A 13,420-nucleotide genomic window follows, 5' to 3' on the forward strand; every position below is an offset into this window, starting at 1 on the left:
TATTACGGACACCCGTAATCAATTTGTACTAGAATTTTTAGATTATTTTGTGGATCCGCCAAGATATTCCATCCAGGAATGTATTGAACGTGGCCTCACTTACAGTGTACCGCTTAAAGCAAGATTAAAGCTTTATTGTACAGACCCTGAGCATGAAGATTTTGAAACTATCGTACAGGACGTTTATTTGGGAACAATCCCGTATATGACCCCTAGCGGTACTTTTTGCATTAACGGCGCTGAGCGTGTTGTAGTATCTCAATTGCACCGTTCTCCCGGGGTTTTCTTTGGACAGTCTTTCCATGCAAATGGAACCAAACTATATTCTGCCAGGGTTATTCCTTTTAAAGGAAGCTGGATAGAATTCGCTACCGATATTAACAGCGTGATGTATGCTTATATCGATAGAAAGAAAAAATTACCTGTTACTACACTTTTCCGTGCTATCGGATTTGAGCGGGATAAAGATATCCTTGAGATCTTTGACCTTGCTGAAGAAGTGAAAGTTTCTAAAACAGGACTTAAAAAAGTATTAGGCCGTAAGCTGGCCGCGCGTGTATTGAATACCTGGTATGAAGATTTTGTAGATGAAGATACAGGAGAGGTGGTTTCAATAGAACGTAACGAGATCGTATTAGACCGCGATACCGAACTTGAAAAAGAACATATCGAGGAAATTCTCGAAACCGGAACCAAGACTATCCTCCTTCATAAAGAAGATAACTCTACCGGAGATTATGCTATTATTCATAATACCCTTCAAAAAGATCCAACTAACTCTGAAAAAGAAGCGGTAGAACACATTTACCGTCAGTTGCGTAATGCTGAACCGCCGGATGAAGAAACTGCGCGTGGTATTATTGACAAGTTATTCTTCTCAGATCAGCGTTATAGCCTTGGAGAAGTTGGACGTTATAGAATGAACAAAAAACTTGGACTTGATGTTTCTATGGATAAGCAGGTGCTTACCAAAGAAGATATCATAACCATTGTAAAATATCTTATCGAGTTAATTAACTCGAAAGCTGAAATCGATGATATTGACCACCTTTCTAACCGTCGTGTTAGAACTGTAGGTGAGCAATTATCCCAGCAATTTGGAGTGGGACTTGCCCGTATGGCACGTACCATCCGTGAGCGTATGAATGTTCGTGACAACGAGGTTTTTACCCCAATCGATTTGATCAATGCGAAGACACTTTCTTCGGTGATCAACTCTTTCTTTGGTACCAACCAGCTGTCTCAATTCATGGATCAAACCAACCCGCTTGCCGAGATTACTCACAAGCGTCGTCTTTCAGCTCTTGGGCCAGGTGGTCTATCAAGAGAGAGAGCTGGTTTTGAGGTGCGTGATGTTCACTATACTCACTACGGAAGACTTTGTCCTATTGAAACGCCTGAAGGGCCGAACATTGGACTTATTTCTTCACTTTCAGTATACGCTAAAGTTAACGGCATGGGATTCATTGAAACCCCTTACCGTAAAGTTTCTGAAGGGAAATTAAACCTTTCTGAAGAGCCTATTTATTTGAGCGCTGAAGAAGAGGAAGATAAGAAAATAGCTCAGGCCAATATTCCTCTTACTGAAGATGGAACAATTGATACTGATAGGGTAATTGCCCGTATGGAAGGTGACTTCCCGGTGGTTGATCCAAAAGAGATACATTATACCGATGTTGCACCAAACCAGATCTCTTCGATTTCGGCTTCGCTTATCCCGTTCCTGGAACATGATGACGCCAACCGTGCCTTGATGGGATCTAACATGATGCGCCAGGCACTACCACTATTAAGAGCCGATTCCCCAATTGTAGGAACCGGACTTGAGCGCCAGGTGGCTACAGATTCCCGTGTATTGATTAATGCTGAAGGAGCTGGAGAAGTGGAATATGTAGACGCCAAGAAGATCATTATCAAGTACGACAGGACCGAAGAGGAACGTATGGTAAGCTTTGATAGTGATTCAAAATCTTACGATCTTATTAAATTCCGTAAAACCAACCAGGGTTCTTCTATTAACCTAAAACCTATTGTTAGCGTTGGAGACAGAGTAACCAAAGGTCAGGTTTTATGTCAGGGATACGCTACTGAAGCAGGAGAACTTGCACTTGGTAGAAACATGAAGGTAGCCTTTATGCCCTGGAAGGGATATAACTTTGAGGATGCGATAGTAATTTCTGAAAAGGTTGTTAGAGAAGATATCTTTACCTCTATCCACATCGATGAATATTCGCTGGAAGTTCGGGATACCAAATTAGGTAATGAAGAATTAACCAATGATATTCCAAATGTTTCTGAAGAAGCTACAAAAGACCTTGACGAGAATGGAATGATTAGAATAGGTGCTGAAGTTAAACCCGGCGATATTCTTATCGGTAAGATTACTCCTAAAGGGGAAAGTGATCCAACTCCGGAAGAGAAACTACTTCGTGCCATTTTTGGTGATAAAGCAGGGGATGTTAAAGATGCTTCGCTAAAAGCTTCCCCATCGCTTAACGGGGTTGTGATTGAGAAGAAACTTTTTGCCCGTGCAATTAAAGACAAGCGTAAACGTGCTCAGGATAAGGAAGATGTAGCCGCACTTGAGAAAAAGTACGATGCAAAGTTTGCCAACCTGAAAGCAGAACTTGTAGATAAACTGTTTGCTATTATTGGAGGAAAAACCGCTCAGGGTGTTCAAAACGATCTTGGAGAAGAGGTGTTACCAAAAGGGAAGAAGTATACTCTTAAAATGCTGAACTCTGTAGACGATTATACCCACCTTACTCACGGTACCTGGACTACAGACGATCACCTTAATGCTTTGGTGGCAGATCTTATCCATAACTACAAGATCAAGGAAAATGATCTTCAGGGGAACCTGAGAAGAGAGAAATTTACCATCTCTGTTGGAGATGAGCTTCCTTCAGGAATCCTTAAACTTGCTAAGGTTTACATCGCTAAGAAACGTAAATTAAAAGTAGGTGATAAAATGGCAGGACGTCACGGTAACAAAGGTATTGTTGCAAGAATCGTTCGCCAGGAGGATATGCCATTCCTTGATGACGGTACACCTGTGGATATCGTGTTGAACCCTCTTGGGGTGCCATCGCGTATGAACATTGGACAGATCTATGAAACTGTACTCGGATGGGCCGGGCAAAAGCTAGGTAAAAAATATGCCACTCCAATTTTTGATGGAGCTACAATTGACCAGATCAATGAGCTTACCGATGAAGCCGGGATTCCACGCTTTGGTCATACCTATCTTTATGATGGTGGAACCGGAGACCGTTTTGACCAGCCTGCAACTGTTGGTGTGATCTATATGCTGAAACTAGGGCATATGATCGAAGATAAGATGCACGCACGTTCTATAGGACCGTACTCGCTTATTACTCAGCAACCTCTTGGTGGTAAAGCACAGTTTGGTGGTCAGCGTTTTGGTGAGATGGAGGTTTGGGCACTTGAAGCTTATGGAGCTTCAGCAACCCTGCGAGAGATCTTAACCGTAAAATCTGATGATGTGATAGGAAGGGCAAAAACTTACGAAGCAATCGTAAAAGGTGAGCCTATGCCAGAACCGGGACTTCCAGAATCTTTCAACGTACTTATGCACGAATTGAAAGGTCTTGGATTGGATATTAAGTTAGAAGAATAATATACTGTTTTAGAACACGGGGACACCTGGGTGTCCCCTTAAAACAGGATTTTCACAATAATTATAGCAGCAGTTATTATGGCTAGAAATAATGATAAGAATACAGTACAGAGATTTAATAAGATCTCTATCGGTTTAGCTTCCCCGGAATCTATCCTCGCAGAATCCCGCGGTGAAGTCCTTAAGCCGGAAACTATCAATTATCGTACACACAAACCAGAGCGTGATGGTTTGTTTTGTGAGCGTATTTTTGGTCCTGTAAAGGATTATGAATGTGCCTGCGGTAAATATAAAAGAATACGCTACAAAGGGATTGTTTGTGACCGTTGTGGGGTAGAAGTAACCGAGAAGAAAGTACGTAGAGATCGTGTGGGGCACATCAATTTGGTAGTTCCTGTAGCACATATCTGGTATTTCCGTTCTTTACCAAACAAAATAGGTTACTTACTTGGCCTGCCGTCTAAAAAACTGGACATGATCATTTACTACGAACGCTACGTAGTAATTCAGCCGGGTATTGCCAAAAACGAAGAAGGAGAACCATTGAAAAAAATGGATTTCCTTACCGAAGAAGAGTACCTTAACATTCTGGATACCCTTCCGCAGGAAAATCTTTATTTAGACGATAATGATCCGAACAAATTCATCGCCAAGATGGGTGCGGAGTGCCTTATCGAAATTTTAAGAAGAATTGATCTTAACGAGCTTTCTTACGAGTTAAGACACAAGGCAAATAACGAAACTTCAAAACAACGTAAAACTGAAGCGCTTAAGCGCCTTCAGGTTGTGGAAGCTTTCCGTGATGCCAATAACAACCGTGAAAACCTGCCGGAATGGATGATTATGAAGGTGGTGCCTGTAATTCCGCCGGAATTACGCCCCCTTGTTCCTCTTGATGGTGGACGTTTCGCCACTTCAGATTTAAATGACCTTTACAGAAGAGTTATTATTCGTAATAACCGTTTGAAAAGGTTGATGGAGATCAAAGCTCCTGAAGTAATTCTGCGTAACGAAAAACGTATGCTTCAGGAATCGGTAGATTCATTGTTCGATAATACCAGAAAATCTTCAGCAGTAAAAACCGATTCTAACCGTCCGTTGAAATCGCTTTCAGACTCACTTAAAGGTAAGCAGGGACGTTTCCGTCAAAACTTACTTGGTAAGCGTGTTGATTATTCGGCGCGTTCGGTAATTGTTGTGGGACCTGAATTGAAGATGTACGAATGTGGTCTTCCAAAGGATATGGCCGCCGAACTTTACAAGCCTTTCGTGATCAGGAAATTGATTGAGAGAGGAATTGTAAAAACAGTGAAATCTGCAAAGAAAATTATTGATAAAAAAGAGCCGGTTGTATGGGACATCCTTGAGAACGTTCTTAAAGGACATCCTGTATTGCTTAACCGTGCCCCTACACTTCACCGTCTGGGAATCCAGGCCTTCCAGCCAAAACTTATTGAAGGAAAAGCTATTCAGCTTCACCCACTTGCTTGTACGGCCTTCAACGCCGACTTTGATGGGGATCAGATGGCAGTGCACCTTCCTTTAGGTCCGGAAGCTATCCTGGAAGCACAGTTATTAATGCTGGCATCTCACAATATCCTTAACCCTGCTAACGGATCTCCTATCACGGTACCGTCTCAGGATATGGTTCTTGGTCTTTACTATATGACCAAATCAAGGGTTTCTACAGATGAAGTGAAGGTTAAAGGTGAAGGTCTTACTTTTTATTCTGCTGAAGAACTTGTTATTGCTTATAATCAGAAGCAGGTAGAGCTGAATGCGGTTATTAAAATAAAAACTAAAGATTTCAATGAAGCCGGAGAACTTGTTTTCCAGGTTATAGAAACTACGGTAGGTAGAGTGCTCTTTAACGAGGCTGTACCAGAAAAAGCCGGGTTTATAAACGAGGTTCTTACCAAGAAATCTTTGAGAGATATTATTGGTAGAATTCTAAAAGTAACCAGTGTACCAGAAACTGCCGATTTCCTTGACGCTATTAAGGAAATGGGATATGGTTTCGCCTTCCGTGGTGGTCTTTCATTTAGCTTAGGGGATATTATTATTCCTGAAGAAAAGCAGACAATGATTGATGAAGCTAACGAACAGGTAGAAGGTATTATAGGAAACTATAATATGGGGCTTATTACCAACAACGAACGTTATAACCAGGTTATCGATATCTGGACCTCTACCAATGCGGGACTTACGGAATTAGCGATGAAACGAATTCGCGAAGATAAGCAAGGATTCAACTCGGTGTTTATGATGCTTGATTCCGGTGCGCGTGGTTCGAAGGAACAGATTCGTCAGTTAACCGGTATGCGTGGATTGATGGCTAAGCCTAAGAAATCCAGTTCTGGGGGCGGAGAAATTATTGAAAACCCAATTCTTTCTAACTTTAAAGAAGGACTTTCAATACTTGAATACTTTATCTCTACTCACGGTGCACGTAAAGGTCTTGCCGATACGGCTCTTAAAACAGCCGATGCAGGTTACCTCACACGTAGACTTGTAGATGTATCCCAGGATGTTATCGTTAACGAAGAAGATTGTGGTACATTAAGAGGAGTAGAGGTAAAACCACTTAAGAAGAATGAAGAGGTGGTTGAATCTTTAGGGGAAAGAATCCTGGGACGAATTTCTTTATATGATGTAACCCATCCTTCAACTGGAGATCTTATTGTTTCAGCCGGTGAAGAAATAACCGATGAGGTTGTTGAGAAAATAGATGCTGCACCAATAGAAAGTGTAGAAGTTCGTTCTCCATTAACCTGTGAGGCTAAGAAAGGAATCTGTACTAAATGTTACGGAAGAAATCTTTCTACCAACAAGATGGTTCAAAAAGGTGAAGCTGTAGGAGTTGTTGCTGCCCAGTCTATTGGGGAGCCGGGAACCCAGCTTACCTTACGTACCTTCCACGTGGGCGGTATTGCAGGAAACATTTCAGAAGACAATAAACTTGAGGCTAAATTAGACGGTATTGCCGAAATTGAAGATCTTAAAGTAGTAAAAGGTGAAGCTCCAGATGGTAGCATCGCCGAAATAGTGATCTCAAGAACTGCTGAACTTAAAATAAAAGACAAGAAAACCGGAGTTGTACTAAGTACCAGCAATATTCCTTATGGTTCTCAAATCTTTATCAATGATGGAGCAGAGCTTAAAAAAGGTGATATTGTTTGCCAGTGGGATCCATATAACGGAGTTATTATTTCTGAATTTGCCGGAAAGATCAAATATGAAAACGTGGAGCAGGGGGTAACCTACCAGGTTGAAATAGATGAGCAAACCGGATTCCAGGAAAAAGTAATTTCAGAATCCAGAAACAAGAAACTTATTCCAACGCTGCATATTCTTGGTAAGAAAGACGAAGTGATCCGTTCTTACAACTTGCCGCTAGGTGCTCACTTAATGGTGGATAATGGCGATAAGATCAAGGTAGGTAAGATCCTTGTTAAGATACCGCGTAAATCTTCTAAAGCAGGGGACATTACAGGTGGTCTTCCAAGAGTAACCGAATTGTTCGAAGCCCGTAATCCATCAAATCCTGCTGTTGTTAGTGAGATTGATGGTGTTGTTTCCTTCGGAAAAATTAAACGTGGTAATCGTGAAATCATCGTAGAATCCAAACTTGGAGAAGTTAAGAAGTATTTAGTGAAGCTTTCTAACCAGATCCTTGTTCAGGAGAACGATTATGTGCGTGCTGGAATGCCGCTTTCTGACGGATCTGTTACTCCGGAAGATATTCTTAATATCAAAGGGCCAAATGCTGTTCAGCAGTATCTGGTTAATGAAGTACAGGAAGTTTACCGACTACAAGGAGTGAAGATTAATGATAAGCACTTTGAAGTAGTTGTAAGGCAGATGATGCGTAAGGTAAGAATCCAGGATCCGGGAGATACTATTTTCCTTGAAAATCAACTTGTTCATAAATCAGATTTCATCGAGGAAAACGATAAGATCTTTGGAATGAAAGTAGTTGAAGATGCCGGAGATTCAGAGAACCTTAAACCAGGACAGATTATATCACCTCGTGATCTAAGAGATGAGAATTCTCTTTTAAGAAGAGAAGATAAGAATCTGGCTACGGCAAGAGATGTGACCTCTGCAACTGCAAAACCTGTATTGCAAGGTATTACCAGAGCATCACTTCAAACCAAGTCGTTCATTTCGGCGGCATCCTTCCAGGAGACCACGAAGGTGCTTAACGAAGCTGCGGTAAGCGGTAAAATCGATGAACTTGAAGGCTTGAAAGAGAACGTAATTGTAGGGCATAGAATACCTGCAGGTACGGGAATGCGTGAATACGATAGCATTATTGTTGGTTCTAAAGAAGAATTTGACGAAAGGCTTGAGCGTAAGCAGGAAGTTAATTACAATTAATTTTTAATATACTCAGGGTCGCAGTAGCGGCTCTGATTTTTTTTAATCCCGTCCCGATGGTCATCAGGACGGGATTTTTTGTATTTTAGTGAGAGCCTGGATTGATTTAAAAGTGATCCGGCTTTTCCTGAAGTACTAAACACCAAAGAAAATTATTAAAAACAATATTATGAGTGAAGAAAAAAAGCAACCAAAAAAAGGACAAATAAATATAGAACTTGACGATAGCGTAGCCGAAGGAACCTATTCCAATCTTGCCATCATAAATCATTCGGTCTCAGAATTCGTAATTGACTTTGTGAACATTATGCCGGGAAAACCCAAGAGCAAGGTGAAATCAAGAATCATTCTTACCCCGCAGCATGCAAAGCGTTTGCTTAAAGCACTGGGAGATAATGTGAAGCGGTTTGAAAAAGCCCATGGAGAAATCCAGGATTTTGAAAAATCACCCATTCCCCTGAATTTTGGCCCAACTGGCCAGGCTTAAAAAATAAATAGAAAAACCCTCACCTTATTAAGTGGGGTTTTTTTATCCCTTTTTAATTCCTATTTGTACTTTTTAAAATAGACCTTGGCCTCTTTCATTACCCGTGGAGCCAGAATAAGTGTGCTTATCATTGTGGGAATAGCCATAAGGGCAAAGAAACCATCTATGAGGTTAATCATCATACTCAGGGAAGTTGTTGCCCCTACCATAATACTTATTATATAAAAATAATTGTAGTAGTGTTTTCTTTCAGCCCCTATCAGGAAAGAAAGGCATTTTGTTCCGTAATAGGAGAAAGAAAAAAGCGAGGAAATACTAAATGCTGCAATACATAATAACAGTAAATAGCTTCCTACATAAGGAATGGAGGCATCGAAAGCGGCTGCGGTAAGACTTACCCCGTTTACATCTGTGCTCTGCCACACCCCTGTAACAAGAATGGTAAGTGCAGTTAAGGTACAAACCACTAAGGTGTCTATCGCAGGTCCCATCATCGCCACCAGGCCTTCCCTGATGGGTTCAGATGTCTTACTGGCGCCGTGAGCCATTGTAGCTGTTCCAATTCCGGCCTCATTGGAAAATGCACCCCTTCTTATCCCCAGTAGGATTAGTCCTCCTAAAACTCCTCCCAGAAGTGGGTCCCCTTTATAACTATCAGCAGCAAAAGCATCAGTAAAAATCAGGGATAAGTAATAGGGAACCTGGTCATAATTGACAAAGAGAATAATTAAGACCGAGAGAAAGTAAAGCGCTACCATGGCCGGAACGAGCTTGGAAACGGTGTAACCTATCCGGCTCAGGCCTCCAAGAATAACCACTGAAGTTATTATTACCAGGATGATTCCAATTATAAAATTAGTTGTAAATCCTGTAGGGACATTATTAGGCTCAAGAAGGATAAAGTTTATCGCCTGTGTGAGTTGATTCACGTTAAAAACCGGCAAAGCGCCAATGAGTCCCGCAATACTAAAGAAAATGGCCATAAATTTCCATTTTTTGCCAAGTCCTTCCGTGATATAATACATTACACCACCCTGGATATTTCCCTGGGTATCCCTGCCCCGGTACATAACAGAAAGGCTGTTGGTGAAGAATTTTGTTGCCATCCCAACTACTGCACTAACCCACAACCAAAAAATCGCACCCGGGCCTCCAATAGCTATTGCAACAGCTACCCCTGCGATGTTTCCCATTCCCACGGTAGAGGAAAGGGCGGTAGAAAGTGATTGAAAGTGATTTATTTCCCCTGGATCATTTGGATTGTTATATTTTCCCCTGAGAACTTCGAGCGCATGGCCCAAATAGCGGAAGGGTAAAAACCTGGAAAGGATAAGCAGGTAGATCCCGCCTCCAATTAATAAGATCACTAAAGGGACTCCCCAGACTGCAGAAGCAAACTGGGCAACAATTTCATCTATTTCACTCATAAAATCAGGTTTGCGCTGAGAATATATGAAATTAACTCCTATTTAATAGGAGGCCGTATGCAGTTTATTTGTTAGTTAGGGCTTATGGTCTAAGCCTCAGGGCTTTTAGCCGATTAAAATTCAGAAGTGAAATGAAATTTTAGGGATGGATATTTTTGCTGCGTCATTTGTAAAGAAAACTGTGAATCTGCAAAAAATACAAGTTGACCTTGTTTGTCTATGGCAAGGAATTTAGCCTTTACCCTTTTAAAATCTTTAAATTCTTCACTCTTTTCGTCCCTGGCCTCTACCCAGGTGGCCTTGTAAACATTCAGGTTTTCGTAAGTACATTTCGCGCCATATTCGTGTTCCAGTCTGTATTGTATGACCTCGAATTGAAGAGCTCCAACTGTACCTATCACTTTTCGTCCGTTTATCTCAAGGGTAAACAGCTGGGCAACTCCTTCATCCATTAACTGGTCAATTCCTTTTTCCAGTTGCTTGGATTTCATCGGGTCGGCATTATTGATATACCTGAAATGTTCCGGCGAAAAGCTTGGCACTCCTCGGTAATGAAGTTGCTCTCCTTCGGTTAAGGTATCCCCGATCTTGAAATTCCCTGTATCGTGAAGCCCCACAATATCTCCGGGATAAGATACATCTACAATCTCTTTCTTTTCAGCAAAAAATGCATTTGGACTGGAGAATTTAAGATTTTTCCCCAGTCTTACGTGGAGGTAAGGCTTGTTTCTTTCGAACTTTCCAGATACGATCTTAATAAAAGCCAGACGGTCCCGGTGTTTCGGATCCATATTGGCGTGAATCTTAAAAACGAAACCTGTGAACTGGTCTTCATCTGGTTTTACGGTACGGACATCGCTGTCTTTGGGACGTGGTTTTGGAGCAATCTCAATAAAACAGTCCAGTAGCTCGCGCACTCCAAAATTATTTAAAGCCGAACCAAAAAATACAGGTTGTAAATTCCCATCAAGATAAGCTTCTTTATCAAATTCAGGATAAACTCCCTGGGCGAGTTCCAGTTCTTCCCTAAGGGTTTCGGCGGCAGTATTTCCTATTAATTGATCAAGTTCCTCAGAATTCAAATCAGAGATTTCTACGGTCTCTTCAATATCCTTACGCGGATCCCCGGTAAAGAGATTAACATTTTTTTCCCAGATGTTATAGATCCCTTTAAAATCATAGCCCATTCCAATAGGAAAACTTAAGGGGGTTACGGTGAGATTGAGTTTCTGCTCAATTTCATCCAAAAGTTCGAAGGCATCTTTTCCTTCACGATCCAGCTTATTGATAAAAACGATCATAGGGATATTACGCATCCGGCAAACTTCAACCAGTTTTTCGGTTTGCTCCTCAACCCCTTTGGCAACATCAATAACCACAATCACACTGTCTACTGCAGTTAATGTTCTGAAAGTATCTTCAGCAAAATCCTTGTGACCTGGTGTATCTAGAATATTAATTTTTATGTCTTTATATTCAAAGCCCAAAACTGAAGTAGCAACCGAAATCCCACGTTGGCGTTCAATTTCCATAAAATCACTGGTCGCGCCTTTCTTGATCTTGTTCGATTTCACCGCACCAGCTTCCTGGATGGCCCCTCCAAAAAGGAGCAATTTTTCTGTAAGTGTGGTTTTACCAGCATCGGGGTGAGAAATAATTCCAAAAGTTCTTCTTCTGCTAATCTCTTTCTGAAAGCTCTTCATTCTGAATTTTTAAGGCTGCAAAAGTACAGTTTTTTCAGGAATTTACGTGAAAGAGCAATGGGTTAATTAGCTGGTACTTCCTTTAGAAAATAGCGTTAAAAACTCGGTGTAAAATTGATTTTACCACTCAACAATGTGTATTTTTACCAAATATGGGGCGCTTTCTTTTTTACATATTTTTTCTTGTGTTTTCGGGGGTATTAATGCCGCTGAAAGCCCAGAGCCTGTATCAAAATTTTTCAGCGGGTTCTTATATAATTAATATGGGCGAGCGTCCCCAAAGCCATCAAAATGCCCTAAAACCTTATGGTCTTTTATACGAACTTTTAAAAAATCACGAAGTAGATGTAAAATGGATTATAAACCCAGATAAGGAAAAGGATGGTATTGACTTTTCTTGTAGAGAGATGGACTATCGTTCGGGAGCATTTCTGGTTCCGGTTTCTTATTTGACTGCCGGGGTAAGAGAAACTTTTGAAACCTGGAAGCTTCGGGGAGTGGTGATTCAGGAAATGCAGGAAGACCTTGCACTTCCGGTGTTTACTAGTCTAACCATTCCGCCAAGATGGACGCTGGACAAGGAAAACGGCTATATTGCTGTTCCTTTCTTTAAAGCTGCGGGAATTCCATCTTCAGCATTTGGTGGAGCCAGGGTATCCAACTGGAAAACTCCGGCTGAACTCGGTGTTTGCGACGATATTTTTGTTTTGCCTCATGCCGATCCCAAATTCGAATCTCATAAAAATCTGTATTACTGGAATCAAAAATATAAAGGTGCGATCTGGGCGGGTTGCCACGCCGCGAGTATTCTCGAGAACCTTTCGGGTCCCGGAGAAGATTCGGAAGATGTCATTCAGCTAAACTTCTTGTCTGCAGGATTCCCCGGTGCCCGAAGCGCTGGGCTTGTGCATTTTAGAGAGCATCGGCACGGCACTCCACCTTACAAGAATGCTTTTCCTGCAGATCCGGTCGCGCAATATCTCGGTAGCCCTGATAAAGCCCACCTTAACGGTTCTGAAAGGATCTTCTTTCCTAAACGAATCAATAAATGGCGCTCTGGAGCCAAAATTCTGGTTTCTGATCCCGATGCACCCGATAAAGGCGAAATCACCAATGCCGAGGCAGCAGTTTCCGTTTACGGACACGGCTTTGATAATCCAGAAAATGGGTTGGTGATGTACCAGGCAGGACATAGTATTTATGGAGAAACACAGGATCACATTGCTGCTTTAAGGGCATTTTTCAACTGGAGTTTTTATGCTGCTGAAGTGAAAAGAAAAGAAAATCTGATTAGTTTTAAAAGCAGGGATTCCAATGAAAGGACTGTGGGGGCCAAAATAGGAGATGATCTTACCGATATCCTTAATCTTGATCCTATTCATTTTGATCTTGACGAATATATCATTCGGGAAAAAGTAAAACCGCAATTGACAGAAATTGCAGAATTTATGCTGAAAAATCCAGCAATCCTTTTGGATATTAGATCCCATACTGACAGCCGGGCAGACGATGCTTACAACCAGCAATTATCTGATGACAGGGTGAAAGCAACCCGTGATTTTCTTATGGAAAGGGGCGTGGAGGGAAAGCGAATATCCGGTAGAGGTTATGGCGAAACCGAATTGCTGAATGAGTGCAAGAACGGTGTGCCTTGTAACGAGAATCAACACGAAGCTAATCGAAGGTCGGAATTTATCCTGTCTATTGATTGCAGAATTTATAACCGGGAAGTAGACTTGCGATTATAATAAAACGCCTTGCTAATCCTGAGGTCGATTTGTAC

The 13,420-nt window shown here is 41.5% G+C and carries 6 protein-coding genes; 4 read left to right on the forward strand and 2 right to left on the reverse strand.

The features are described from left to right. From rpoB to VIM94_RS12520, 3 genes are all read left to right on the forward strand, one after another. Positions 1–3,640 (forward strand): DNA-directed RNA polymerase subunit beta (rpoB, locus tag VIM94_RS12510; protein WP_332039637.1); only part of this gene is annotated, 3,640 nt, incomplete at its 5' end. Between the two features lie 78 nt (positions 3,641–3,718). Beyond that, positions 3,719–8,020, forward strand: a complete 4,302-nt coding sequence (rpoC, locus tag VIM94_RS12515; RefSeq protein ID WP_332039638.1) for a DNA-directed RNA polymerase subunit beta' — start codon at positions 3,719–3,721, stop codon at positions 8,018–8,020. A gap of 169 nt (positions 8,021–8,189) precedes the next feature. Beyond that, positions 8,190–8,507, forward strand: coding sequence for a DUF3467 domain-containing protein (locus VIM94_RS12520; RefSeq protein WP_332039639.1), 318 nt, complete (start codon positions 8,190–8,192; stop codon positions 8,505–8,507). 59 nt (positions 8,508–8,566) lie between these two features. Here VIM94_RS12520 and VIM94_RS12525 read toward each other — a convergent pair whose 3' ends face one another. Both VIM94_RS12525 and VIM94_RS12530 read right to left on the reverse strand, forming a co-directional pair. Next, a complete protein-coding gene (locus tag VIM94_RS12525) occupies positions 8,567–9,934 on the reverse strand; it encodes an amino acid carrier protein (protein WP_332039640.1) in 1,368 nt (455 codons plus the stop codon). Positions 9,935–10,047: 113 nt separating this feature from the next. Then, positions 10,048–11,637 (reverse strand): peptide chain release factor 3, encoded by a 1,590-nt coding sequence (locus VIM94_RS12530; protein ID WP_332039641.1) that lies wholly within the window; start codon positions 11,635–11,637, stop codon positions 10,048–10,050. Positions 11,638–11,900: 263 nt separating this feature from the next. On the opposite strand from VIM94_RS12530, the gene VIM94_RS12535 reads away from it, so the two are divergent. Beyond that, positions 11,901–13,385, forward strand: a complete 1,485-nt coding sequence (locus VIM94_RS12535; RefSeq protein WP_332039642.1) for an OmpA family protein — start codon at positions 11,901–11,903, stop codon at positions 13,383–13,385. Positions 13,386–13,420 lie beyond the last annotated feature (35 nt).

This window comes from Salegentibacter sp. (assembly GCF_036568425.1).
Taxonomy (GTDB): Bacteria; Bacteroidota; Bacteroidia; order Flavobacteriales; family Flavobacteriaceae; genus Salegentibacter.